Genomic DNA, 25,958 nt, shown 5'->3' with positions numbered 1-25,958 from the left:
TGTATTTTTTGTGTAATAATTAAAAAATAAGAACGTGTAAGCGTTTTTATTCCAGTGATACTTGAGAAAATTGAAAAATGACACGTTTAAAATTTAATTATTGTAATAAAAAACATTTAGTATTTTTAGTATACTAAATGTCTTTTATGCTACTTTGAATTTTTAAATACATCGCGTCCGTGATAAAAATATTCAATTCCAGATAATACAGTGAAGAATACTGCGACATACATGAGAAGATAGCCACTGTTAAAACCTGTCCACTCTGAAAATGGTTCATTAAGTAACAGTAGTGTCATCGCAAGCATGGTTACTGCGGTTTTAATCTTTCCTAATTGTCCTGCAGCAGAAACGAACCCTTGCTCAATCTGTAAAAGACGCAGTCCAGTAACTGCAAATTCACGTGCAATAATAACGATTGCCACCCATGAAGGTATCGCATCAAGCTCGACTAATGCTATTAGACCGCTTGAAACAAGTAATTTATCTGCTAATGGATCTAGAAATTTTCCCATATTCGTTACGAGCTGCCATTTACGCGCCAAATAGCCATCTATCCAGTCCGTCAGCGAAGCAAAAATAAAAATTAATGCTGCAATAAACTGTTCGATGCGCATTACTTCAGACCCAAGCACAGAAATATCACCCATATTGAAATCTACGAGTAAGAATACTAGGAATATCGGTATTAAAAGTACTCTAGCCACTGTAATTTGATTTGGTATATTCATTTTATTCATCCTAACTCTATTTTTTTGAAACTTTAAAGAAATAAGTTCGCGTGATAAGATTCTCTGCTTCCTTTGGAACCGAAACTTTCTGGTTATTTATATAGATATCTGCTGAAGTAGAATTACCTGAAATAATTGTTACTTCCTTGGCATCCTTATCAATGTTGAAACTCTGTTCTTTAATTTCATTGTATACATAGTTCTTGTTCTTATCATCAAATACCTGTACCCATGTCGGCACTTTAGAAACGATCTTCACGGTCAGGGGTTGCTGTGACTTAACTTCATAGGTTAAATTACTACCATCAAAGTTTTTATATGTCAGACTTGTTTCAGGTTTCACCTGCGTTTTAACAGCTGGTTCGTCAGCCTTTGATATAGTTTCTTGTTTCTTCTCAACAGGGATGTTACGTGAAGGATTGAGAGATGCGGGTTTAAACGTCTCATCTTTATTTGTAAAGAGCAGTTGACTGAGTATCCATATGATGAAAAGAATACCTAAGCTCGCTATAATGATATAAAACAATTTACGCGTTGAATGATCATTCTCTGTAATATGCGTCGCCTTTAAAGTGCCTATTGCTTCTCTAGCCGATTTTTTTTCGACTGGAAGTTCTGATTCATGCTGTTTAATCAATTCTTTCCCATTAAGATTTACACAACGTGCATATTTTTCAATGAAACCTCGTGTATAATCTGGATTTGGCAGGTGTTCGAAATTATTCTTCTCAATCATTTCAATATATTTTTTTTGGATTTTAATTTTCTTTTCAAGGTCGATTAATGTCATACCAAGAGATTCACGTTTAGATCTTAAAATTTGTCCAATTTGTTTCATTAAAGTGCTCCTTTATTAAAAAAATCCAAATTCATCGTTATCAAACAAATTATTTTTAGATAATTGTTCATAAGTAATTTCTTGAGTTTCAGTTTCACGAATCTCAATAATATAATCAAAATCTTCTAATGTATAATCGGTTTTCTGTACAAATAAATCAGGATGTTCAATCACTTTCGTTGCAGGCAGTGCCATCACTTCACGAATTAGATCCAGATGCTCTGGCTTTTGTCTGATTGATAGCGCGCCATCTATAATGTAAATATGACTGTCATCATATTCTCCTTTAAATAAAGAATTACGCACTGTCTGCTTAATCATTGTCGAAGAAATAAATAACCATTTCTTATGTGCACATACACTTGCTGCGACAATAGATTCCGTCTTCCCTACACGCGGCATTCCTCTAATTCCAATCAATCGATGCCCATCCTCTTTAAAGAGCTCTGCCATTAAATCGACCAGTATTCCCAGTTCTTTACGAACAAAGCGAAAAGTATTTTTCTCATGGGTATCTTTCTGTATATACTGCCCATGGCGCACTGCGAGACGATCTGTCAATCTCGGTTCGCGCAGCTTAACGATTTCAATATCATCAAGTTGACTGATAATATGCTCGAATCGTTTTACCTTCTCAACATCATCTGTCTTAATGAGCAGTCCACGCTTTCCCTGGTCAACACCATTAATCGTAATAATGCTGATTCCAAGTGCACCTAGTAAACTTGATACATCTCCTAGAAGACCCGCACGATTAATCACTATCTCATATTCAAGGTACCATTCCTTTTTTAAAGTTTGTTCCATTCGCTTCCTCCTATATATACCAGCCACCATTGATCCGTATTACAGTGCCTGTTGTCGTATGGGCATACTGGTGTAGCAGAGTGCGTACACAATGGCTGATTTCTACCGGCTGTACACATTTTCTTTGAGGAATCTGTTCAATGATGTCCTGCACATCATCTCCAAGTGCATCCGTCATCTTTCCGGCAACGAGGCCCGGTGCAATAATGTTTGCGGTAATGTTTGTTTGTGCATATTCTTTAGCGATAGATTTTATAAAGCCGATTTGTGCCGCTTTGAAACCACTATAGATACTTTCCATGCTACTACCTGTTTCACCCCATATAGAACTAATTACAATAATTCTACCATTATTTCCTTGTAATAAGCCACTAGAAGTATATTGAACGCACTTCACAAGGTTAAAGAAATGAATCGCGTACTGTTCATGAATTTTATCATCTGTGACATCACGAAGTTCTGAAAAATAGGACTTACCAGCAACATAGATTAAACCATCAAGATGTGCTGTCATCCATGTTTCAAAAGGATTCTTTTGTAAAGGAACCGATAAGTCAAGCTGTAAAAAAGAAATTGCCTGTCCAATAAACTGTTCTTTCAACTGCGTAATATCTGCACTAAAGTACTGAGCGATGACTTCATGTCCATCCAATAGCAAATCTCGTGTAATCTGACTGCCGATATCTCCGCTCGCTCCAATAACCATATATTTACCCATTCGGTAGCATCCTGCTATCTGTAATTGAGGCAGATGCTATCGCTGTTTTATACGTTGATATACAGTCCTCGAGTTGTAACTGATTGAGTATCGGTAATAAATCAAAGAGAATGTCTCCATTGAAGAAATAGCGTGTAAACTGATTAGCAATATATTCAGGACTATTCATACTGGAAACATATTCACCTATTGTCTGTTTTATCAGACGTCTAAAGGACGCCTCATCATTCAGCATTTCAAAATGATTCAGCTGTAATAAAATACGTTTCTTCAGTTCTTCAATATTATCAGTTGAACCGGCGATCAATATATGAGAAAAAGTAGGTTCAATAATAAAACTATACCCAAACGTGTCATCGATGAGGTGTTCATCTAGTAGCGATTGATAAAAATCAGTCTGCTCTCCAAATAAAAGATCTAATGCAAAAAGCATTTCCATTTCAATTTTCATATGAGATTCATGTCGATGATGAACATTCGTCTTAATACCAAGCATCAACTTATCCTTTTGTATACTTCCCTTTGATTGGATCATCGGTACATACACATCCGTCGGTTCATCAATCTTCATAAGTTCGGCTGGAACGTATTTATCTCTTTTTGTACCTAAACCATTAACATATTGGTACATTTCCTCGGGTGCTACATCTCCTACGATAAACATAACCATGTTCTCCGGATGATAAAAGGTCTCATAGCATTGATATAAAGTAGTGTCAGTAATTTCAGAGATACTTTCTATCGTACCCGCGATATCATATTTTACGGGATGATGATGATACATCGCATTTAAAGTCTGATAATAGAGCTTATAGTTGGGCTGGTCTTGATACATCTTAATTTCTTCAGCAATGATACCCACTTCTTTGTGCACACTTTCTGGCGTAAAATATGGGGTATCAAGCATATGCATTAGTAGCTTGATATTTTCTTTGAGACTTTCGACAGTCGTAAACAAATAGCTCGTTCGGTCATACGATGTAAATGCATTAGCAGAACTGCCATGCTCAGAAAATTCATTGAACATGTCTCCGTCCTCTTTTTCAAACATCTTATGTTCAAGAAAATGTGCAATCCCTTTTGGCATATGTATCAACTGGTCATCGAGATAAAAATCATTATGTATAGAACCATATTTAGCGGTTAAAGTAACATAGGACTTTTTAAACCCTTTTTTAGGTATGATAAATAAATCAAGACCATTATCAAGCTGATATTCATAAAGTGATTCATCTATAGAACGATAGTATGTTTTCTTCATTATTGCACCTCACTCACTAGACAATATATTGTGTGAAAATATCCAGTTTTCGCTAAATCTATGATGTCAGCCTTTGTCACAGCTTGAATACCTTCAATCCATTCTTCCTGTGATATTTCAGACCCAAATGTATTAGAAAAACTTGTTTCCACAAATCCTTTCGGACGATCCGTTGACTCAAGTCGGCTGTTGATAATCAGTCTTTTTGACAAATCTACCATCTTTTCTTCAATCTCACCACTTTTTATCATTTCAAATTGGTTTTGAATCGTTTCGATTGCACGTGCTTTATTTTGTTGATTTACACCTGCAAGTACATACAGCAATCCACTGCGCGCATCAATCTGGCTATGTATTTGATAAGCTAGACTCAATTTTTCTCTAACGTTCATAAAGAGCATACTGGACGCATCTCCACCAAAGAGATGATTCAATACGATAAAGCTGAAGTACGATCTGTCTGGATGATGCACTTCAAACTTCATACCTATATTAAGCCGCGCTTGTGTGGTATCGATTGTTTCCTCAACATAATTTGTCTCTTTATTCGATGTAGGTCTGCTGTCATTTAAAGTTACCGTTGAAGAATTGAGCTGTATATATTTTTCATAAAGTGATTCAATTTCTTCTGAGTCGATTTCACCTACTGCATAGAAATAAATTTCATCTTCTTGTTCCATCTTCTGAAAGGTTTGATACAACGCTCTGCCATCAATATTGTCCAGTTGATGCTCATCGCCAAAGCTTGGTAGTCGGTTCGGGTCCTCCGGAAACATTGTGTGCAGCAACTGATAAAATCCATATTGCCCAATATTTTCTTTTATCGCCAAAAATTTATTCTTTAATAAGCGTTTTTCTTGATTCACAAGCCGTGTATTAAAAGCCTGATTCTGCACATTCGGGAAGTATAGTACTTCGTGTAATAATTTAAAAGCTTCTTCAAGTAAGTTTGTATCTGTTAAATATTTATCGTTAACAATATCTACACCTAAAGTGATGACATGTGCATTGTTCTGTTTTAAAACAGAGCTGTATAAATTTGCCCCATACAGTTCTGATAGATGATTCATCATCTCTATTTCTGTAGGATACTTCTGTGAAGTTTTCTGCATTAACTTTGATAACACACTTCTTGCTGTCATTGTAGATTCATCAAGCGGTGCTTTAAATTTAATTACGAGCGATATCGTCTTAAATTGAGAAGTATTTAAATAATTAATGTGATGTGACATGTGATTCACCTAATCTTTCTTTGTACGTCTTATTTTAAACTTGACTTGACTCGATTTAAAATAATTCATCGAATAAAGTACAGGATCATGATTATCGTTATAATGAATCTGTTTGAAAAGGAGTAAACTATCATCAGGCACACAATCCAGCGCATTAGAAATATACGGCTCATAGCCGATTGATTCTATCTCAGTCGTAGCATAGCTGATGGCTAACCCTGCATCCATAAGTGCATCAAATAATGACCGTGAATTGATGCCGCTATCCATTTCAAAGTTCATCATATCAATTTTATCCAGACAATAAACAACCGGGGTTTCATCGGCAGTACGAATACGCTCGATAACCGTCACTTTTCGATCATCATCTATACGCAGCACACTTTTATCATCTAGCGACGGTTGTTCAATGTCTTGGCTGATAATGAGGGTGCCGGCTACGTAACCTGCTTCTTCAATCATAGAAGTAATACTCTTTAGTTCATCAACCGGATAGTTGAATGGGGGCTTCTCTTTGACAAAATAACCTTCCTGAAAGTGTTCAGTTATAATTTGCTCAGTTATAAGTTCATGAAATGCGAGTTCAATAGCATCACGTGATATATTTAACTGTCTTGAAATCTCATATTGAGAGGGTATCGGTTTATGACTATTGAAATCTCCAGAATATATCTTTGATAGAATCCAGTCCTTCGTATAGACAACTTCATGATTTACAGACAATATTACCGCTCCTATTCTTCATTTTGTTCTATTAAAACATTTCTTGGTTTACTTCCCGTAGCGGGACCAATTACTCCGTTTGCTTCCAGTTCATCAATTAAACGTGCCGCTCTATTGTATCCAATTCTAAACTGTCTCTGCAGTAAACTGGCTGAAGCTTTCTGTTTTTCGATTACAAATGCATATACTTCCTGATAAAGTTCATCTTCTGAATTAGCTTCGCTTTCTTTTACGTCTGTAGGCGTCATCTCTTCAACGTAATTTGCAGACTGCTGTCTTGTAACAAACTGAACGATAGCTTCTACTTCAGCATCAGATAAGAAAGCCCCTTGTATACGCGTCGGTTTAGATTGCCCATAAGGTAAATATAACATATCTCCTTTACCGAGCAGTTTCTCTGCACCTTGACTGTCCAGAATCGTCCTTGAATCAACAGCACTACTTACACTAAACGCAATTCGCGAAGGAATATTTGCTTTAATTAAACCTGTGATTACATCTACAGATGGGCGCTGAGTAGCGATGATCAGATGAATCCCCGCCGCACGCGCCATCTGTGCTAGTCGCATAATGGCTGCTTCTACATCTTTACTTGCCACCATCATCAAATCAGCTAGTTCGTCAACAATGACTACTATATATGGAAGCTTCGCATTCTTTTCGTTCATCTCCTGATTCTGTCTTTCAAGATACGCATTATATCCTTTTATATTTCGTGTACCAGTATGGCTGAATAAATCGTAACGACGTTCCATCTCACCAACAATCTTCTGCAGCGCCTGAGCAGCTTTCTGAGGATTCGTGACCACTGGCGTCAGTAGATGCGGTATACCATTATAGACGTTTAATTCGACCATCTTAGGATCGATCATCATCAGCTTCACTTCGTGAGGCTTCGCATTCATAAGTATACTTGTAATTATACCATTAATACACACCGACTTACCGCTTCCGGTTGCACCAGCCACAAGTAAGTGTGGCATCTTGTCAAGTTCTGCAGTGATCGCTTCTCCTGAGATATCTCTTCCAAGCACAACCTTCAGCTTATTATCGTTTACAGGAGATGCTTCCAGCACTTCTCGTAAGGTGACCATAGAGACCGACTGATTCGGGACTTCTATACCAACTGCCGATTTGCCAGGTATCGGCGCTTCTATACGGATATCTTTTGCAGCAAGTGCGAGCGCGATATCGTTATGTAAATTGACGATTCGACTGACTTTAACTCCCATAGCAGGCTGTACTTCATATTGGGTAACAGCTGGTCCAATCCTAATTTGACTCACCTTTGCATTGACCCCAAAATTCTTTAAAGTCGTTTCTAAAAGTTGTCCACGTTTTTTTACGTTCTGCATATTGTTCTTTGCTTTTTCAGCAGCAGGATGTAATAAAGTAATCGGTGGGAGCTTATAATTCGGATTCTCATCTTCTGTTGTTGCACTTGTATGTTCCACTGTTTCAAGATCCATATTACCCATCTTAGATGGTACATCTTTACTTGTACTTATAAACGCTTCAGCTTCCACAAGATCTTCATTGTTATCAAATTGCTCTACACTGTCATAAATTGGGATATCCTCAGCATCTTGAGTAAGCACAGGGAGGTCAGACACATCGATGACCTCATTTTGTTGTGTGTTCCTGTCCTTTTTTGCATAGTCTGTAACTTTAGCCATTAACAGGCGTAGATATTTCATGAGCCACAGGAATGTTTTTTCGGCAGCAAGACGAATAGATCTTCCAAGAATCAGCAATGTACTGATGGTTATCATCAGTAGCGATAATAAAAGTGAGCCAAATGTACTGATTAATGTACTGAACACCATATCATACAGATAACCTATGATACCGCCACCAAAAAAATGAATACCTGAATGAGATTGAAGCTCATAAATTGAATTAAATAACGGCACGATGGGCTTACCATTTAACATATGCTCTATAACCTGTAAAAATGAAGGTAGCGCTACAAGCATCAATAACCAGCCATTAACGCGACGATTCAGTGGTATCATCTTTTGATTGACGGTGTAGTATATCGTCACTAAAAGAATCAGTATGTACGCATAAAACCGTGCACTACCCGTAAAGTATGTAAATAGACTGTCAATGCCTACGCCAATGATTCCAAATTGAAATATGGCGGCAAAGATAAGTCCAATAATCAAAAGAGCAATCAAATAACGATAGGGTATATTATCCTTCTTCTTTGTATTACGTTTTTTCTTACGTGTTTTCTTCTTAATAGCCATACTGACACCTACCTTACTAAATAAATAAACAAGCTATTAATAGCTTGTTTATTTATAATTTAAATTTCTGAAATTACAGGAATGATCATCGGACGGCGTTTCGTATGTTCATAGAGCAGCTTGCTCAGCTTATCACGCATTTCCTGCTTAATTTCAGCCCATTCAATTTTATTTTTAGTCAAACCATCCTCTACAATAGCTCTAACCTTTTCTTCAGCTTCTTTGAGAAGATCCTCACTCTCACGTACATAAACAAATCCTCTTGACTGAATTTGAGGTCCTGCAGCGATGGTACGATTTTTTGGATCGATCGTTACGACAGCAATAAATATACCATCTTCACTCAGAAGGCGTCGGTCTCTTAATACGATATTGCCGACATCTCCAACACCAATACCATCAATCAAGACATTACCTGCTGTTACCTTTTCGTTCGCAAGCATATACTCACCGTCAAAGTTCAGACAGTCCCCCTTTTCTAATAAGAAGATATGTTCAGGCAGTACACCTGCTTCAGCAGCAAGCTTCGCATGAGCAATCTGCATCTTAAATTCACCTTGAACTGGAACAAAGTAAGTAGGTTTCATTAAGTTGAGCATCAGTTTAAGCTCTTCCATACATCCATGTCCAGAAGCATGAATCTTCTTATTAGTAGGTATGACTTTCGCACCTGCTTTAACAAGATGATTAATTGTAGAGCCTAATATGACTTCCATATTAGATGAAGGTGTCGTCGTAATAAATACTGTATCCCCTTCTTCTATATTCAGTATATTATGTCTATTGAGCGCCATCTGTGCAAGTGCCTCTATCGGTTCACCTTGAGTACCAGTCGAAATAATGATGACTTCATTCTTAGGATACTTCTCCACATCTTTGATTGGTATCAGCAATTGTTCTTTTATATCAAAGTATCCCAGCTTACGTGCCGTATTAAACGAACTTTCTAATGATTTACCTAGAAATGATACTTTTCGGTTATTTCTAGCTGCACTGTTTAATACTTGCTGTATTCTAATGAAGTTCGATGCGTAGCAGGAAACAATGATACGTCCATTTGCTTTTGCAAATTCATCATTGATATGACTTTCAATGACATTTTCAGGTGTATTGTAACCCGGTTTCTCAGCTTCTGTGGAATCACTGATCAGCATAAGTACACCGTTATCACCAATTTGACCCATCTTTGTAATATCTGGTCTATAACTTCCGGATAAACTTTGATCAAACTTAAATTCACCAGTATAAACAATTGCACCATGTGATGTATGAATCACGATACCAAGGCTATCTGGAATACTGTGTGACGTACTGAAAAATGATACGTTCACATTTTTAAAACGCATAATCGAGTCATTATTTACAGTATAGTACTTAATCTTCTTATTTATATTTGCTTCTTTCATTCGGTCTTTAACAAGTGCAATCGTCAGACGTGATCCATAGATAGGTGCATCAATCTGATTCATAATGTACTTTAAAGCTCCAATTGCATCAACATGTCCATGCGAAAGGAATATTCCTTTTAATTTCGCCTTATTTTCAATGACATAGTTGATATCTGGTATAACTACGTCTATTCCAAGCATCTCATCTTCAGGAAACATAAGTCCTGCATCAAGCATAAACATTTCATCGTCTACTTCAACGATGTACATGTTCTTTGCTATTTCACCTACACCACCAAGGGGTGTCATCTTTATATGTTCATTATCTTTTTTTACTAGATTCAAAATAGTTCCTCCTAAATTCTACCCGTTCAATTCATACTTCTTATATTATAAGCTAAATATAGACAATTTAACAATAAAAAATGCGTAAGCCTCTATAATAAGGCTTACGCACATCTGCTATTATTTTTCTAATTCCATCTTAAATTCGCCACCAGCTACTGTATAGTGCTTTAATGTTAGCCCTTCAGATGCATAGCGATCTGTATCCCCTTTATAAAGTACAAGCTGCACAGGTGCATTTGTTGTCTCAACTTGTTTGAACGCTAATCCCACATCTTCGCTTGTCGTTGACACATGTACAGTTTCATCTTCAATTCTAAAACGTCCTTCTGCTTCAATTTCTGAACCATTCACCTGAATTTTATCAAATACCATAGTTACATCTCCTTGTTATATAGTCATTCATATTATACATTTTTAGCAAGGATTAATCTATAGAAACCTAGTATATTCGGTAACTTGCATACGCTTTCTTAAAAACCTGCAGCGCTTCATTTACCTCTTCTAATGTAACAGCCATTATTTTTTCTTCCAGTTCATGTATATCATATATCTTATTGTAAAGCAGTATGCTCTTACCCATATGCTCCATAATGGACCCATCATAATCTAGATTCATATATAAATTTGTTACAAGATAATGTTTCGTTTTTAAAAGCAACGATTCTTCAATACCTGCTGCAAGCTGCTTGTGTATAAGATGAATCTCTGCCATACATCGTTCTATGTTTTTTGCGTCAGTAGCGAAGTATGTATAAAGAATCCCACCTTCTTCATAAGCATCGACCGATGAATATAATGCATAGCATAACCCTAGTGCTTCCCTTAACCTTCTGAATAGCAAACTCGTCATACTGCCACCATAGATATTATTTATAATCTCATAGCATGTACTTTTTTCATCCAGATAGCTGATCCCTCTATGCGCCAGTATAACATGTGCTTGTTCCATACTTTCTTTATGATGCGTAAGATGAATCGTGTTCATTTTAAATCTTTTCAGTGGGCGTATCACTTTGTGAACAGAGTTAAATTGCTCAAAGTAATCCTTAATAAAATGATAATCAGTTCCAACGTACGACAAGATCATATTATCTGGCTGATAAAATTTATGATAAAACGCTTGAAGCATTGTCTGAGTAATATTATTAACACTGTCAGCCGTACCAAGAATCGGTGTGTTAAATGCAGTGCCTTCAAGTAACGCGCTTTCGAACTGCTCAAATGCACGTTCTTCATCATCATCTTCGATCATCTTTATCTCTTCTAGAATGACCTGACGTTCTTTTTCAAGTTCATCATTCGGGAATGTAGCACAGAACACCATTTCTTTCAGCAATTCAATGGCAACACGTTCAAATCGCTTTAACGTCTTAATCGAATAACATGTATATGTCTTAGTCGTATAGGCATTGACTTCTCCACCAATTGCATCAATTTTATCTGATAATGCTTGAAATGGAAACTGCTCTGTTCCTTTAAACACCATATGTTCAATAAAATGTGCGATACCTGCTGGATACCCTGCCTCATCCGATGTGCCCACTTTAATGTAAAGTCCAATATGAACGACCTCTAATTTTGTTTCGTGATATGCAAATGTCATATCATTCTTAAGTTTAATATGCTCCAAATAATCTCCTCACTGACAAATCAAATAAAAAGGTGAGACATATCGCCTCACCTTAATAATCTACTTTTCTTCTGATGCTTTCTTCTCTTCTTCTAACAGCACTTTACGTGATGCATTTACGCGACCTTGTTTATCAATCTCAGTGACTTTCACCAAGAACTGATCACCAAGCTTCACAACATCTTCTACTTTGTTTATACGTTCTAAAGCAATTTGCGAGATATGTACGAGCGCATCTTTACCTGGGAAGATTTCAACAAATGCACCGAACTTCTCGATACGTTTTACTGTTGCCATATAAATTTGGCCAACCTCAGCTTCACGTACAATATTTTCGATCAACTTCTTCGCCTCTTCTATCATTGATGCATCACTTGAACCGATGAAGACTGTACCATCTTGTTCAATATCAAGTTTAACTCCTGTTGCATCGATAATTTCGTTAATTTTCTTACCACCTGGTCCGATAACATCACGAATCTTATCAGGATTAATATGAATAATTTCAATTTTAGGTGCGTATTGGCTAAGTTCTGCTCTTGGTTCAGAAATTGTAGATAACATATGTTCCATAATATGCAGACGACCTACTCGCGCCTGCTCTAATGCTTCACGTAAGATATCTTCTGTTAACCCGTTAATCTTAATGTCCATCTGTATTGCTGTGATACCTTCTTTTGTCCCTGCAACTTTAAAGTCCATATCACCAAGTGCGTCTTCCATACCTTGAATATCAGATAGAATCGTATAATTATCATCTTTTGTTACAAGACCCATTGCAATACCCGCAACTGGTGCTTTAATTGGTACACCAGCATCCATCAAGGCGAGCGTAGAACCACAGATTGATGCTTGTGAACTCGAACCATTTGATTCTAAAACTTCAGATACAACACGAATTGTATATGGGAATTCTTTTTCATCTGGAATGACTTGCAATAGCGCACGTTCACCTAGTGCACCATGACCAATTTCACGACGACCTGGTGCACGAATTGGCCCTGTCTCACCTACAGAGAAATTCGGGAAGTTATAGTGATGCATGTAACGTTTCTCTTCTTCTACGCCAAGACCATCGATAATCTGATGTTCACCTAATGCACCTAATGTTGCTACAGATAGGGCTTGAGTCTGTCCACGTGTAAATAGACCAGATCCATGTACACGAGGTAAAATGCCGACTTCTGAATCAAGCGGGCGAATTTCGTCTGGGCGACGTCCATCCGGACGCACTTTTTCTTCTGTGATAAGACGACGCACTTCTTCTTTGATCAGTGCATCGAACTTCTTGTTCACTGCAGTGATAACAGCTTCACCTTCACCTTCAAAAGCTTCGATGACCTTTAATTTGATTGCTGTAATATTTTCTTCACGTGCAAGCTTCTCCTGAGTTTGAATCGCCTGAGATAGTCCAAAGCTTTCTGATAATTGCTCTACCTTCGATTCTAAGGCTGTATCCGTTTCAACAGGTACAAACCTAGACTTTACAGGTTGTATCTCATCAATGATCGATTGCTGGAATTCAACAAGTTTCTTAATTTCAGCATGACCGAACATGATTGCTTCAAGCATCTTATCTTCCGCTACTTCTTTCGCACCCGCTTCAACCATGTTGACCGCATCAAAGTGACCTGCAACTTGTAAGTCCAGAACAGAAACTTCACGCTGCTGAACATTAGGATTTATGATGAGTTCTCCATCAACTAAACCTACGTTCACACCTGCGATTGGTCCTTCAAATGGAATATCTGAAACCGAAAGTGCCATAGATGAACCGATCATCGCTGCCATTTCAGGTGAATTATCTGGGTCTACACTCATAACCATAGAAATGACCTGAATATCATGACGGTAACCTTTTGGGAATAATGGACGAATCGGGCGGTCAATCAATCGTGAGGTCAAAGTAGCATCCTCACCTGGACGGCCTTCACGTTTGTTGAATCCTCCAGGTATCTTACCTGCCGCATATAATTTCTCTTCATAATTGACCATTAATGGGAAGAAGTCCACATCTCTAGGTTCTTTACTTGCTGTCGCCGTTGATAATACTACCGTATCCCCGTAGCGTACGAGTACTGCACCATTTGCTTGCTTTGCTAACTGGCCAGTTTCAATAATTAATGGACGACCTGCCCATTCTGTTTTAAAAACTTTCTTTTCTTGAGACATGTATGTATCTCCTCTCTCACATATATCCTTAATCATAACATGACAATTCATATTATGTCATAAATCGCATAAAAAAAAACGAAAGAAACATAGGTTTCTTTCGATAAAATTAGAATTAACGACGTAATCCTAATGATTTAATTAATTCACGGTAACGTTGAACATCGTTCTCACGTAAGTAAGTTAATAAGTTTTTACGACGACCTACCATTTTTAATAAACCACGACGTGAATGGTGGTCTTTTTTGTGTGTACGTAAATGCTCGTTTAACGCATTGATTTCTGCTGTTAAAACTGCGATTTGTACTTCTGGTGATCCTGTGTCAGTTTCATGTACACGGTATTGTGCAATGATTTCATTTTTGCGTTCTTGTGAAATTGCCATTGTTAATAGCCTCCTATAAATTTAATTGACACCGTAACCTGAGCATAAAGTCGGAGTGATCTATAAGCCAAGGAAAGGTTCCTCGTTATTATATCATGAATCAATAATTAATCAAGATGAATGTCATTCAATATTTCAATTGCCTGTGCTTTATCTGCATTTATTTGTGTAATCAGACTATCAATACCATCAAACTTCTTTTCAGCACGTAAAAATTCATACCATTCAATTTCAACACGTTCTCCATATATTGAGTCTTTGAAATCAAAGATATTCACTTCTATCGAAACTTGCTGTTTTTCAGGGTCATGGAAGGTTGGTTTTACCCCCACATTACAGACGCCTTTATATATTTTACCAGTCTGATCGAGCTTCAGCGTAACGGCATACACACCTAAACGTGGCAATACAAAGTTTTCATTCGGCTCAACATTTGCCGTCGGAAATCCAATTGTACGTCCACGCTTTTCACCTTGAACAACAAGACCAGTAATTTTATAAGGTCTTCCAAGTTGTGCATTCACTGATTCAATATCGCCATGAATCAGATCTTTACGAATTAAAGTAGTAGAAACTTTCTCGTCAGCTAGCGCATGTCTTTCTACAGTCGTTACATTGAAACCATCTTTATCCGCTTCAAGTTTAAGCATATTTCCTTTTCCATATTTACCATAAGTAAAATCAAAACCAGCTACAACTTCTTTTACATGATTTTTAGTGAAATAATTCGAGATAAAGTCATGCTCCTCCATTTGAGCGAGCGAAGAAGTAAACGGCACGATAAATAAATAATCAATACCCATCGCTTCTAATATATGCTTCTTCTCCTGCATCGGCGTCAAATAATCTGTGCGTTGTTTTTCAGGATTTAAGACGACAGAAGGGTGAGGGTCAAACGTCATCACCGCTTTTTTCAGTCCTTTATTCTCAGCAATACATATCATGGTTTCAATGACCTTCTGATGTCCAGTATGAATCCCATCAAAGAAACCAATTGCAAGGGCACATGGTTCGTGATCATAACATTGCTCTATTGGATGTATCATTTCAATTGTTTTCATAGCTATCCCCTAATTAAATACTTTTTTAGCTTTGATCAAACCTGGATGCTTCTCATCCGGTATGAAAATTGCTATTACCTTATCATTGTACGTCATCACCGTCTCATCTTCAATCGGCGGGCTCATCTGACGTAACTTTTGGCCATACATAATCTTGACGGATGTCGGCTCATCGACAGCGACATGCCGCATATGGGCAAGACCCGCCTCTATCGGTTTGAGAAGCTCAGCTATCGCATCATAGGGTACTTCACGTAATTCATCTATTGTAATACAGTCTTCAAGCTTAAATCCACCACTCTCCGTTCGTGTCAAATCTGACATATGACCAATAGTACCTAGACTATCTGCTACTTGAGTGGCAAGCGTTCTAATATATGTCCCTTTACCACATGCGACTTCAATATTGAATATACATTTACCATCAATAAAACGAACAGCACTTGTACGTATTAATTCATAAATCTCCACTGTACGTTCTGGACGCTCAACCTCAATTCCTTCACGTGCATATTCATACAATTTACGTCCTTTTACCTTAACCGCGGAATACATCGGAGGAACTTGTCTAATTGAACCCGTTAGTTGAAGTAACACCTCATCGACCTGCGCCTCTGTATACATTCCCTCTTCAATCGATGCCGTATTCACAACCTCACCATGAGCATCTTCAGTCGCCGTCTGAACGCCGAGGGTCACCTCTGCAATATAACGTTTACCACTCTGCATCACATAATCACTGATACGCGTCGCCTTACCGACACAAATCGGCAATACGCCATCCACTTCAGGATCAAGTGTCCCCGTGTGACCGACTTTCTTCGTCCTTAAAATTTTACGTAGCTTAAACACCACATCATGACTCGTCATCCCCCGCGCCTTATTAATACCGATAATGCCATCCATAAAAAAACACTCCTTCAGTAAACTCTAAAATAGTTTACATGAAAAAGTGTGATTGGTCTATTTATCTCTATTTAATTCCGCAATCATACGCTCGATTTTATTACCATAGTCAATGGACTCATCATATTTAAATTTTAAGTCAGGTACAATACGTAAATCCATACGATGTGCGATTTCTGATTTAATGAATCCTTTAGATTTCTCCAGACCTTCTAAAGATTTCTTACGCTCCTTCTCTTCTCCAAGCACCGTTACATAAACCGATGCTAGACTTAAATCACCCGTAACCTCAACTTCTGTCACTGTTACAAAGCCGACATTCGGATTCTTTAGCTTCTGATTGATAATTTCACTGATTTCTTTCTTCAGCTGTTCACCAACTCGTTCACTTCTTAAACTCATATACTTCACCTCTATACTTTCGATTACTTTTATTATAAGGATTCAAACTGCTGATTGTCAATTTTTGCGTTTTTGTATTTTGCTTAATTTTTAGAAAATTTTAAATATTGTGTTGACATCTATGTCATTTTACTTTAAATTTGTAACATACAAAAAAACAGGAAGGACAGATGATGATGAATAACAGACATTTACAACTTAACAACATTATTATTATTATCGGTCCGGACTGGAACTGTAGGTAGATTACACTACTTATAAGTTTAAGTCCTATTTCACATGAATAGGACTGGGAACGATGTCCTATTCAGGGCATCGTTTTTTTTGTTTGTAAAATTAAGGGAGGATTTATATGAGAAGTAATATGATCAAAAAAGGACCTGAACAAGCACCGGCCCGCAGCCTACTGCACGCAACGGGACAAATTAAGTCACCAGAAGATATGAATAAACCATTTATTGCAATCTGCAACTCATATATCGATATCGTCCCTGGACATGTTCATCTAAGAGAACTTGCAGACATCGCAAAAGAAGCGATTAGAGAAGCAGGTGGCATACCGTTTGAATTTAATACGATCGGTGTTGATGACGGAATCGCTATGGGTCATATCGGCATGAGGTATTCTCTGCCGAGCCGTGAAATCATAGCTGACGCAGCAGAGACAGTTATCAATGCCCACTGGTTTGATGGTGTCTTCTATATTCCGAACTGCGATAAGATAACACCTGGCATGCTGCTCGCTGCTGTAAGAACGAACGTTCCTGCTATCTTCTGCTCAGGAGGTCCGATGAAGGCAGGATTATCCGCTACCGGCAAGGCACTGACATTATCTAGCATGTTTGAAGCGGTCGGTGCGTTCAAGGAAGGTACACTCACAAAAGAGGACTTTCTTGATATGGAACAAAATGCATGTCCGACATGTGGTTCTTGTGCTGGTATGTTTACTGCAAACTCCATGAACTGTCTGATGGAAGTGCTCGGACTTGCACTCCCCTTCAATGGTACTGCACTTGCCGTCAGTAAAGAACGTAGAGCACTGATCAGAGAGAGTGCGTTTAAGCTGATGGATCTTGTCAAACGTGATATCAAACCGAAGGATATCGTAACAAAAGAGGCAATCGACGATGCATTTGCGCTGGATATGGCGATGGGTGGTTCCACAAATACTGTTCTTCACACACTCGCACTTGCAAACGAAGCGGGTATCGACTATGACTTAGAGCGTATCAACGAAATAGCTGAAAAAACACCCTACTTATCGAAGATTGCACCAAGTTCTTCTTACTCCATGCATGATGTACATAACGCAGGGGGTGTACCTGCAATCATCAATGAACTGATGAAGCGTGAAGGAATTCTTCATCCTGACCGCATGACAGTTACTGGTGCTACTCTACGCGACAATAATGCTGCTCACACAATACAAAATGAGGAAGTCATCCATACACTGGATAGCCCTTACAGTGAACACGGCGGTCTTTCGATGCTTCATGGTAATATCGCTCCACTTGGAGGGGTTATCAAAGTAGGCGGTGTCGATCCTTCTATACAGACGTTCACCGGTGCAGCCATTTGTTTTGATAGCCATGACGAAGCGGTCGCGGCAATCGATAACCATACAGTACGTCCGGGCCATGTCGTCGTTATAAGATACGAAGGTCCAAAAGGTGGTCCAGGGATGCCTGAGATGCTTGCCCCTACTTCATCCATCGTCGGACGTGGCCTCGGTAAGGAGGTCGCCTTGATCACTGATGGAAGGTTCTCAGGTGCAACCCGTGGTATTGCAGTCGGACATATCTCACCTGAAGCAGCGGCTTTGGGACCTATCGCACTCATTGAAGATGGAGATATGGTCACCATCGACCTTGTGCATCGTACGCTGAACGTCGATGTAACAGATGATGAACTAAAGCAACGTAAGGCACACCTACAACCTTTTAAGGCAAAAGTTAGATCTGGATACCTCGCACGTTATACAGCACTTGTCACAAGTGCTAATACAGGCGGTGTCATGCAGATACCAGAACATCTATTATAAGGAGGAATACCATGAACCATGAACAAACAGGCGCACAACTGCTTGTGCAATCTTTCGTTGACAACGATGTAGAATACGTCTTTGGATATCCAGGAGGTGCGGTACTTCCACTTTATGATGCATTCTACGATGCACCTTTCAAACATATCCTGACACGTCATGAACAAGGTGCGATACACGCCGCAGAAGGCTACGCACGTTCAAGTGGCAAAGCTGGGGTTGTCGTGCTGACAAGTGGTCCTGGAGCGACGAATGCAGTAACCGGTATAACAGATGCTTACTGTGACTCATTGCCCCTTGTCGTCATCACAGGACAAGTGCATCAGCAAGGTATCGGACTAGATGCATTCCAGGAAGCAGATCTGATTTCGCTGACAGCACCAATCACGAAACATAACTATCAGATTCGCTCAGTCGAAGAGATACCTCGAGTTATCAACGAAGCCTTTCACGTAGCCAGTACAGGACGTAAAGGACCAGTAGTTATAGATTTTCCTAAAGATATCGGTATCAGTAAGGCTAGAGGCCCGCTACAGACTGAGATGAACCTGCCGGGTTACACACTTGCACCAAATGTTGACATTGAAACAGTCCACGAGCTGGCAAATTTACTTGCTCAAGCACAGCGTCCGCTTCTATTGGCAGGGGCAGGTATCAATCATTCTCAGTCAAACGATATGCTGACACGTTTTGCAGAAAAATACCATCTCCCAGTAGTGACAACATTGCTCGGACTTGGCGCAGTTCCATACGATAATCCCCTCTTTTTAGGTATGGGGGGCATGCATGGGAGCTATGCTGCGAACATGGCACTTTCTGAAAGTGACTGCGTGATCAACTTCGGGAGTCGGTTCGATGACAGGCTCATCGGAGATGTTGCAGCCTTTCAGCAGAACAAACAGATCGTTCATATCGATATAGATCAAAGTGAACTTAATAAGGTTATACAAGCTGACCTCGCAATCCACGGAGATGTCAGGTCGGTTCTTACACAGCTGCTGGATCTACCTTGCTCTGTCGACAGCAGCTGGACAGAGATATGTATCGAAAGACATCAGCAGTACCCCTTCAAGTATAGACAGGCCGAAACTTTCATCAGACCACAACATGTGGTTGAACTTATCGGTAGGTTTACAGATGAAGCCGTTGTTGCAACGGATGTAGGTCAGCATCAGATGTGGACCGCCCAATACTATCCATTCAAGAAGGCACAGCTGATCACAAGTGGTGGTCTCGGCACGATGGGCTACGGTATTCCTGCTGCAATCGGTGCACAGCTTGGCGCACCTAATCAGATGGTAGTTGCTATTGTCGGTGATGGCGGCTTTCAGATGACCAACCAGGAAATGGCGATATTAAACGAATATCAGCTCCCGGTCAAAATCATCATGCTGAACAATGGTACGCTCGGCATGGTGAAACAATGGCAGCATAAATTCCATGGTCAGCGTTATAGCGAGTCAGTCTTCAGTGGACAGCCTGACTTTCAGATGCTGAGCAACGCATATGGCGTCAAACCCTACCTTATCACGCAGCAACAGGCTCTGGAAGCGACACTTTATGAAGCACTTGCTTATCAAGGTCCTGCGTTCATCGAGATCAGAATCTCCCCTGATGAGATGGTGGTTCCAATGGTTCCATCTGGGAAACCTAATCATGAAGTGGAGGGATACGAATGAACTACTCGCTTAGCATCTGCATGACAGACCGTCCCGAAGTGCTGAATCGTATTACAAGCATCTGTTTCCGACGAGACATTAGAGTTATAGCACTGCATGGACAATCAGAAGGCGGACAATTTAATCTGACATTGGAAGTAGCATTAAGAAACGGCCAGAACATTCATACTGTCATCAAACAACTAGAAAAACCAATAACTGTATTATCAGTAGTAAACAACACAACTCAGGAGGTTTTATAATGGCTAAAGTATATTATGATAACGATGTAAATAAGGAATACTTAAAAAATAAGAAAATCGCAGTACTAGGTTACGGCTCTCAAGGACACGCACATGCATTGAACCTTAAGGACAGTGGCTATGACGTGGTCATCGGAGTACGTGAAGGACAGTCCAGAACACAGGCTGAAGAAGATGGATTTCAAGCATATGACGTCAGTAAAGCTGTAGAACATGCAGATGTTACCGTCGTCCTTATGCCGGATGAAGTACAGCAGCGTGTATTCAACGAGGAAATCGCACCTCATCTCAAACCACAATCGGCTTTAGTTTTCGCTCATGGATTTAATGTACATTTTGGTGCAATCAAAGCACCTGACGATGTTGATGTCTTCTTAGTCGCACCAAAAGGACCAGGACATCTTGTTCGACGTGAATATGTTAAAGGCAGTGCTGTTCCTGCGTTATTTGCAGTCGATCAAGATGTAACTGGTGACGCAAAGGCCCTTGCACTGAACTATGCACACGGCATCGGTGCTACACGCGCGGGCGTCATCGAAACGACCTTCAAAGAAGAAACAGAGACAGACCTCTTTGGTGAGCAAGCGGTACTCTGCGGCGGTATCACAAAGCTCATCCACTATGGTTTTGAAACACTGACGGAAGCAGGTTATCAGCCAGAACTCGCCTATTTTGAAGTACTGCATGAAATGAAACTGATTGTAGACCTTATGTACGAAGGCGGTATGGAGAAGATGAGACATTCCATCTCTAATACCGCTGAGTTTGGAGATTATGTCTCTGGTGCACGCGTTATTACACCTGAAGTTAAGGAGAATATGAAACAGGTATTAGCTGATATCCAGTCTGGCGCATTCAGCAGGCAGTTTATCGAAGACAATAATAATGGATTTGAGTCTTTTAAATCTATGAGAAGTACCCAGGCGGGACATCCTATAGAGAAAGTCGGTGCAGACCTTAGAACGATGATGCCGTTTATCAATAACAACTAGAGGAGGAATAGTATGAACCATACGCATACAAAGATGCCTGTTACAAAAGATGATATAGAAGCGGCATATGAAGTACTGAAACATGTAGTCAAGCATACACCACTTGAAAAGGATCTATATCTATCTCAAAAATATCAGTGCAATGTTTACCTGAAACGCGAAGATCTGCAATGGGTACGCTCGTTCAAGCTAAGAGGGGCCTATTATGCCGTCAGCCAGCTGACGCCCGCGGTTCGACAGCAAGGTATCAGCTGTGCCAGTGCCGGCAACCATGCACAAGGTGTCGCCTACACTGCAAATAAACTCGACCTGCACGCAGTCATCTTTATGCCGGTAACTACACCGAACCAGAAGATAGAACAGGTCAAGTTCTTTGGGCAAGATAACGTGGAGATTAAACTGTATGGAGATACATTTGATGAGTGTCTTGCTGCCGCGCTACAATATACAGAAGATCATAACCTTAGTTTTATCGATCCTTTCGATAACAATCATACAGTGGCTGGCCAAGGAACTGTCGCAAAGGAAATCTTTATGGATCAACCTGTAATCGACTACTGTTTTCAGGCGGTCGGTGGTGGTGGATTAATATCAGGTGTTGGTACATATCTTAAGGATGTCAGCAAAGAAACGCAGATCATTGCAGTAGAACCTCGTGGTGCAAGCAGCATGAAACAATCTCTTGAAAAAGGGACGAGACTCACATTAGATGCTATCGATAAGTTCGTAGACGGTGCTGCTGTAGCAACTGTGGGCGCACTGACATTTGATATCGCACGACAGGTGATCGATGATTGTATCGCTATCGATGAAGGACAGGTCTGCAGCACAATCATCGACATGTATACAAAACAAGCGATTGTCGCTGAACCTGCAGGTGCACTGAGTGTAAGTGCTCTGGAACATTTTAAGGATCATATCATCGGCAAGAATGTTGTATGTATCATCAGCGGTAGCAATAATGATATCAATCGTATGAATGAAATTGAAGAACGTGCACTCCTGTATGAATCTTTAAAACATTACTTTATCGTTAACTTTCCACAGCGACCAGGTGCACTGAAAACATTTGTTAACGATGTACTGGGTCCTGAAGATGATATCACAAAGTTTGAATACCTCAAGAAAACTGCAAGAAGTAAAGGTGCTGTCATCATTGGCGTACAACTGAAAGATAAGAGCGATAAAAATAGTCTCTACCAACGTGTGCAGCAGTTCGATCCTAAGTATATCGCCGTTAACAATAATGAAATGCTCTATTCCCTATTAATCTAAAAAAACACTTCACGAATTTTCGTGAAGTGTTTTAATATTGTAGTTTAGTCTTCTCTTCTTTCAACTCTCAGAAATAGCTTTATTAGACGCGTTTAATCTCTTCCATGACAAAGGCCTCAAAGATGTCGCCTTCTTTGATGTCATTGAAGTTTTCAATCGTGATACCGCACTCATATCCTTGTGCCACTTCACGTACATCGTCTTTAAAACGTTTTAATGCATCAACCTGACCTTCGTAAACGACGATACCATCACGAATGATACGTACTTGTGAATCACGCGTAATCTTACCGTCAGTCACATAACTTCCGGCTACTGTACCGACTTTAGAAATACTGATTGTTTGACGAACTTCCGCCTGACCGATCACTTTTTCTTCAAACTCAGGGTCTAACATCCCTTTCATCGCGCTTTCGATTTCTTCGATTACTTTATAGATGATGCGGTGTAAACGCATGTCTACACCTTCAGCTTCTGCCGCACGTTTCGCATTAACATCAGGGCGGACGTTGAAACCAATGATAATACCGTTAGATGCAGACGCTAAAGTAACATCAGATTCATTAATTGCACCCACTGCTGTATGGATAATACGTACGTTAACACCTTCAACATCAATTTTCATAAGTGATGCTGCCAGCGCTTCAACTGAACCTTGTACATCACCTTTGATGATAACGTTTAAGTCTTTCATCTCACCTTGTTTCATCTGTTCAAATAAGTTATCAAGAGAAACTTTTTGAGATTCCTGACGCTGCGCTAAAATATTCTGCTGCTGACGTGCTTCACCAATACGACGCGCTTTCTTCTCATCTTTAAATACAACAAAACGATCTCCAGCTAAAGGTACATCTTGAAGTCCAGTAATTTCTACTGGTAAAGATGGTCCAGCTGTCTTGATACGTTTGCCAAGATCGTTGACCATTGCACGGACACGACCGAACGTATTACCAACAACAATAGAGTCTCCGATTTCAAGCGTACCATCTTGAACAAGTAAAGATGCAGCTGGTCCACGAGATTTGTCTAATTCCGCTTCAATTACAGTTCCGATCGCTGTACGTTTCGGATTTGCCTTTAATTCTTCAACTTCAGTTACAAGCTGAATCATTTCTAGTAAATCATCGATTCCGTCACCTTTAATTGCGGAGATTTGAACGAAGATAGTATCGCCGCCCCAATCTTCAGGATATAATCCGTGCTCACCAAGTTCCTGCATTACACGGTCTGGATTAGCAGTTGGCTTATCAATTTTGTTTACAGCAACGATGATTGGTACTTCTGCTGCTTTCGCATGGTTAATGGCTTCAACCGTTTGTGGCATTACGCCATCATCAGCTGCTACTACTAATATTGTGATATCTGTTACTTGCGCCCCACGTGCACGCATAGTCGTAAACGCAGCATGTCCTGGTGTATCAAGGAATGTAATAGGCTTATCATTATATTCAATTTGATATGCACCGATATGCTGTGTGATTCCTCCTGCTTCTCCTGCAGTAACACGTGTATTACGGATGGAATCAAGTAATGTTGTTTTACCATGGTCAACGTGTCCCATAATTGTAACAACAGGCGGACGTTCCATAATATCCTCTTCATTAGCATCTACATCTTCAAAATATGTTTCTAGGTCTGTTGCATCCACAACAACTTCTAGTTCAGCTTCTACGCCATACTCATCACAAATAAGCTCGATTGCTTCTTGATTTAAAGATTGGTTGATATTAGCCATAATACCAACCATAAATAAATTTTTAACGATTTCAGAAGCATCTTTACCTAGTTTTTCAGCCAGCTCTCCTACTGTAATGCCTTCTTCATACGTAATTTTAGATGGTGTTTCTTTTACAACAGGTACTTCTTGTTTTGGTTCAGGTTTTTGTTTACCTTTGCCTTTACCTTTTTTGTTTTTAGATGGACCGCCCGTACCTGGTTTATTATGACTTCCAGGACGATGGTTTGGATTACGTTTTTGATTATTATTTTGAGGCTTCTTCTGATCGCTTTGCTTTTTCTGTTCTTCTTTTTTAGGCTGTTCTTTTTTAGGTTCTTCTTTTTTTGATTCAGCTTTTTGCTCAGGTTTCACTTCTGCTTTAGCATCAGATTTCTTGAAGATTTTATCTAATGCACTGATTTCTTTTGCTTCGATTACCTGCATATGACTCGATGCTTCAATATTCATTTTCTTTAATGCATCGATAATATCTTTACTTTTTAAGCTGACTTCTTTTGCGTATTCATATATTCTCTTTTTACTCATAGCTTCTCTCCTCATTGATGTCTCGAATCAAAGCTTTCATTGACTTCGCAAATCCAGCATCCAGAACGCCAATTGTTACACGTTCATCTTTACCAAGTGCATAGCCTAGTTCATACCTTGTACATACTTGTTCTAGAGCGACTTGATAGGACTGGCATTTGTTCGAAACATTTTTCATAGTATTGTTTGATGCGTCTGTAGAAATGATGACGAGCTTAGCACGTTTACTTCGTACATCATTTAATACAAGCTCTTCTCCAGTAGATAATTTTCTTGCACGCATCGCAAGACCTAGCAGGTTTAATAACTTATCTTTAGATGTCATCGTTTTGGAATCATCTCTCTATAGATGAGTCGAATAATTTCATCATATACTGGATTCATCACCGTTTCATCGGTCTCGAAATAATGTTCTAATTTCTTTTTTTCACGTGCTTTATTTACGATATCTAAATCCATCGAAACATATGCACCACGCCCATTTTGCTTACCGGTCGCATCTGCAAATATTTCGCCTTCTTTATTTTTAACGACACGAATCAGTTCTTTCTTAGGTTTCATTTCATTAGAAAGAATACATTTTCTCATGGGTATTTTACGCTGCTTCATTAA

At 39.3% G+C, this 25,958-nt stretch carries 24 protein-coding genes; 5 read left to right on the top strand and 19 right to left on the bottom strand.

All coding sequences use genetic code 11. The annotated features are described in order from the left end of the window. Positions 1–149: 149 nt before the first annotated feature. The 16 genes from pgsA to rbfA all read right to left on the bottom strand — a co-directional run bounded on the left by pgsA (position 150) and on the right by rbfA (position 16,854). On the bottom strand, positions 150–731 hold the full coding sequence (gene pgsA / locus KYI10_04740; GenBank protein QYA33745.1) for a CDP-diacylglycerol--glycerol-3-phosphate 3-phosphatidyltransferase: 582 nt from the start codon (positions 729–731) through the stop codon (positions 150–152). 16 nt (positions 732–747) lie between these two features. Then, positions 748–1,569, bottom strand: coding sequence for a helix-turn-helix domain-containing protein (locus KYI10_04735; GenBank protein QYA33744.1), 822 nt, complete (start codon positions 1,567–1,569; stop codon positions 748–750). 15 nt (positions 1,570–1,584) lie between these two features. Then, a complete protein-coding gene (locus tag KYI10_04730; GenBank protein ID QYA33743.1) occupies positions 1,585–2,376 on the bottom strand; it encodes a YmfK family protein in 792 nt (263 codons plus the stop codon). A gap of 10 nt (positions 2,377–2,386) precedes the next feature. Continuing rightward, positions 2,387–3,094, bottom strand: coding sequence for an SDR family NAD(P)-dependent oxidoreductase (locus tag KYI10_04725; protein ID QYA33742.1), 708 nt, complete (start codon positions 3,092–3,094; stop codon positions 2,387–2,389). Continuing rightward, complete coding sequence (locus tag KYI10_04720) at positions 3,087–4,355, bottom strand: pitrilysin family protein (GenBank protein ID QYA33741.1); 1,269 nt, start codon at positions 4,353–4,355, stop codon at positions 3,087–3,089. The genes KYI10_04725 and KYI10_04720 overlap by 8 nt, the downstream gene beginning before the upstream one ends. Then, positions 4,355–5,587 carry a pitrilysin family protein gene (locus KYI10_04715; protein QYA33740.1) on the bottom strand — a complete coding sequence of 411 codons (1,233 nt, stop codon included), beginning with the start codon at positions 5,585–5,587 and terminating at the stop codon, positions 4,355–4,357. Before KYI10_04715 ends, KYI10_04720 begins: the two co-directional genes overlap by 1 nt. 9 nt (positions 5,588–5,596) lie before the next feature. Beyond that, the gene (locus KYI10_04710; protein QYA33739.1) at positions 5,597–6,310 is read right to left on the bottom strand and encodes a GntR family transcriptional regulator; all 714 of its coding nucleotides are present in this window, start codon (positions 6,308–6,310) and stop codon (positions 5,597–5,599) included. A gap of 11 nt (positions 6,311–6,321) precedes the next feature. Then, complete coding sequence (locus tag KYI10_04705; GenBank protein QYA33908.2) at positions 6,322–8,562, bottom strand: DNA translocase FtsK; 2,241 nt, start codon at positions 8,560–8,562, stop codon at positions 6,322–6,324. Between the two features lie 59 nt (positions 8,563–8,621). Beyond that, complete coding sequence (locus KYI10_04700) at positions 8,622–10,295, bottom strand: ribonuclease J (GenBank protein ID QYA33738.1); 1,674 nt, start codon at positions 10,293–10,295, stop codon at positions 8,622–8,624. A 120-nt stretch (positions 10,296–10,415) separates the two neighbouring features. After that, the gene (locus tag KYI10_04695) at positions 10,416–10,670 is read right to left on the bottom strand and encodes a hypothetical protein (GenBank protein ID QYA33737.1); all 255 of its coding nucleotides are present in this window, start codon (positions 10,668–10,670) and stop codon (positions 10,416–10,418) included. A gap of 67 nt (positions 10,671–10,737) precedes the next feature. Next, a complete protein-coding gene (locus KYI10_04690; protein QYA33736.1) occupies positions 10,738–11,928 on the bottom strand; it encodes a pitrilysin family protein in 1,191 nt (396 codons plus the stop codon). A 60-nt stretch (positions 11,929–11,988) separates the two neighbouring features. Next, positions 11,989–14,100, bottom strand: a complete 2,112-nt coding sequence (gene pnp / locus KYI10_04685) for a polyribonucleotide nucleotidyltransferase (protein QYA33735.1) — start codon at positions 14,098–14,100, stop codon at positions 11,989–11,991. Between the two features lie 115 nt (positions 14,101–14,215). Continuing rightward, positions 14,216–14,485, bottom strand: coding sequence for a 30S ribosomal protein S15 (gene rpsO / locus KYI10_04680; GenBank protein QYA33734.1), 270 nt, complete (start codon positions 14,483–14,485; stop codon positions 14,216–14,218). 107 nt (positions 14,486–14,592) lie between these two features. Then, entirely contained in the window at positions 14,593–15,546 is a 954-nt protein-coding gene (locus KYI10_04675) for a bifunctional riboflavin kinase/FAD synthetase (GenBank protein QYA33733.1), read from the bottom strand. Between the two features lie 9 nt (positions 15,547–15,555). Beyond that, on the bottom strand, positions 15,556–16,452 hold the full coding sequence (gene truB / locus KYI10_04670) for a tRNA pseudouridine(55) synthase TruB (GenBank protein ID QYA33732.1): 897 nt from the start codon (positions 16,450–16,452) through the stop codon (positions 15,556–15,558). Between the two features lie 57 nt (positions 16,453–16,509). Beyond that, positions 16,510–16,854, bottom strand: coding sequence for a 30S ribosome-binding factor RbfA (gene rbfA / locus KYI10_04665; GenBank protein ID QYA33731.1), 345 nt, complete (start codon positions 16,852–16,854; stop codon positions 16,510–16,512). 352 nt (positions 16,855–17,206) lie between these two features. Between rbfA and ilvD the strand changes: the two genes are divergently transcribed. Genes ilvD through ilvA form a run of 5 tightly spaced genes read left to right on the top strand, consistent with a single transcriptional unit; the run spans position 17,207 to position 23,083 of the window. After that, on the top strand, positions 17,207–18,895 hold the full coding sequence (gene ilvD / locus KYI10_04660; GenBank protein ID QYA33730.1) for a dihydroxy-acid dehydratase: 1,689 nt from the start codon (positions 17,207–17,209) through the stop codon (positions 18,893–18,895). 11 nt (positions 18,896–18,906) lie between these two features. Then, entirely contained in the window at positions 18,907–20,574 is a 1,668-nt protein-coding gene (ilvB, locus tag KYI10_04655) for a biosynthetic-type acetolactate synthase large subunit (GenBank protein QYA33729.1), read from the top strand. After that, the gene (locus KYI10_04650; protein ID QYA33728.1) at positions 20,571–20,816 is read left to right on the top strand and encodes an ACT domain-containing protein; all 246 of its coding nucleotides are present in this window, start codon (positions 20,571–20,573) and stop codon (positions 20,814–20,816) included. Before ilvB ends, KYI10_04650 begins: the two co-directional genes overlap by 4 nt. Beyond that, on the top strand, positions 20,816–21,808 hold the full coding sequence (ilvC, locus tag KYI10_04645) for a ketol-acid reductoisomerase (GenBank protein QYA33727.1): 993 nt from the start codon (positions 20,816–20,818) through the stop codon (positions 21,806–21,808). Before KYI10_04650 ends, ilvC begins: the two co-directional genes overlap by 1 nt. A 12-nt stretch (positions 21,809–21,820) precedes the next feature. Further along, positions 21,821–23,083 (top strand): threonine ammonia-lyase IlvA, encoded by a 1,263-nt coding sequence (gene ilvA, locus KYI10_04640; protein QYA33726.1) that lies wholly within the window; start codon positions 21,821–21,823, stop codon positions 23,081–23,083. An 82-nt stretch (positions 23,084–23,165) separates the two neighbouring features. On the opposite strand, the gene infB is transcribed toward ilvA, so the two are convergent. Genes infB through KYI10_04625 form a run of 3 tightly spaced genes read right to left on the bottom strand, consistent with a single transcriptional unit; the run spans position 23,166 to position 25,955 of the window. Beyond that, a complete protein-coding gene (gene infB, locus KYI10_04635) occupies positions 23,166–25,346 on the bottom strand; it encodes a translation initiation factor IF-2 (GenBank protein ID QYA33725.1) in 2,181 nt (726 codons plus the stop codon). Then, entirely contained in the window at positions 25,339–25,671 is a 333-nt protein-coding gene (locus tag KYI10_04630; protein QYA33724.1) for a YlxQ family RNA-binding protein, read from the bottom strand. Before KYI10_04630 ends, infB begins: the two co-directional genes overlap by 8 nt. Next, positions 25,668–25,955, bottom strand: a complete 288-nt coding sequence (locus tag KYI10_04625) for a YlxR family protein (protein ID QYA33723.1) — start codon at positions 25,953–25,955, stop codon at positions 25,668–25,670. Before KYI10_04625 ends, KYI10_04630 begins: the two co-directional genes overlap by 4 nt. Positions 25,956–25,958 lie beyond the last annotated feature (3 nt).

Source organism: Macrococcus sp. 19Msa1099 (genome assembly GCA_019357535.2).
GTDB lineage: Bacteria > Bacillota > Bacilli > Staphylococcales > Staphylococcaceae > Macrococcoides > Macrococcoides psychrotolerans.
The sequence above is the reverse complement of the archived record's forward strand: the minus strand, read 5'-3'. Positions and strand labels throughout refer to the sequence as shown.

What these genes read in the sequence shown, in the direction of transcription:
- KYI10_04720 (QYA33741.1), bottom strand. Translation starts at nt 4,355, where the DNA reads ATGAAGAAAACATACTATCGTTCTATAGATGAATCACTTTATGAATAT.
- KYI10_04715 (QYA33740.1), bottom strand. Translation starts at nt 5,587, where the DNA reads ATGTCACATCACATTAATTATTTAAATACTTCTCAATTTAAGACGATA.
- ilvC (QYA33727.1), top strand. Translation starts at nt 20,816, where the DNA reads ATGGCTAAAGTATATTATGATAACGATGTAAATAAGGAATACTTAAAA.
- pnp (QYA33735.1), bottom strand. Translation starts at nt 14,100, where the DNA reads ATGTCTCAAGAAAAGAAAGTTTTTAAAACAGAATGGGCAGGTCGTCCA.
- KYI10_04650 (QYA33728.1), top strand. Translation starts at nt 20,571, where the DNA reads ATGAACTACTCGCTTAGCATCTGCATGACAGACCGTCCCGAAGTGCTG.
- KYI10_04695 (QYA33737.1), bottom strand. Translation starts at nt 10,670, where the DNA reads ATGGTATTTGATAAAATTCAGGTGAATGGTTCAGAAATTGAAGCAGAA.
- rbfA (QYA33731.1), bottom strand. Translation starts at nt 16,854, where the DNA reads ATGAGTTTAAGAAGTGAACGAGTTGGTGAACAGCTGAAGAAAGAAATC.
- rpsO (QYA33734.1), bottom strand. Translation starts at nt 14,485, where the DNA reads ATGGCAATTTCACAAGAACGCAAAAATGAAATCATTGCACAATACCGT.
- KYI10_04730 (QYA33743.1), bottom strand. Translation starts at nt 2,376, where the DNA reads ATGGAACAAACTTTAAAAAAGGAATGGTACCTTGAATATGAGATAGTG.
- KYI10_04625 (QYA33723.1), bottom strand. Translation starts at nt 25,955, where the DNA reads ATGAAGCAGCGTAAAATACCCATGAGAAAATGTATTCTTTCTAATGAA.
- KYI10_04675 (QYA33733.1), bottom strand. Translation starts at nt 15,546, where the DNA reads ATGAAAACAATTGAAATGATACATCCAATAGAGCAATGTTATGATCAC.
- ilvB (QYA33729.1), top strand. Translation starts at nt 18,907, where the DNA reads ATGAACCATGAACAAACAGGCGCACAACTGCTTGTGCAATCTTTCGTT.
- truB (QYA33732.1), bottom strand. Translation starts at nt 16,452, where the DNA reads ATGGATGGCATTATCGGTATTAATAAGGCGCGGGGGATGACGAGTCAT.
- KYI10_04630 (QYA33724.1), bottom strand. Translation starts at nt 25,671, where the DNA reads ATGACATCTAAAGATAAGTTATTAAACCTGCTAGGTCTTGCGATGCGT.
- ilvD (QYA33730.1), top strand. Translation starts at nt 17,207, where the DNA reads ATGAGAAGTAATATGATCAAAAAAGGACCTGAACAAGCACCGGCCCGC.
- pgsA (QYA33745.1), bottom strand. Translation starts at nt 731, where the DNA reads ATGAATATACCAAATCAAATTACAGTGGCTAGAGTACTTTTAATACCG.
- ilvA (QYA33726.1), top strand. Translation starts at nt 21,821, where the DNA reads ATGAACCATACGCATACAAAGATGCCTGTTACAAAAGATGATATAGAA.
- KYI10_04705 (QYA33908.2), bottom strand. Translation starts at nt 8,562, where the DNA reads ATGGCTATTAAGAAGAAAACACGTAAGAAAAAACGTAATACAAAGAAG.
- infB (QYA33725.1), bottom strand. Translation starts at nt 25,346, where the DNA reads ATGAGTAAAAAGAGAATATATGAATACGCAAAAGAAGTCAGCTTAAAA.
- KYI10_04735 (QYA33744.1), bottom strand. Translation starts at nt 1,569, where the DNA reads ATGAAACAAATTGGACAAATTTTAAGATCTAAACGTGAATCTCTTGGT.
- KYI10_04725 (QYA33742.1), bottom strand. Translation starts at nt 3,094, where the DNA reads ATGGGTAAATATATGGTTATTGGAGCGAGCGGAGATATCGGCAGTCAG.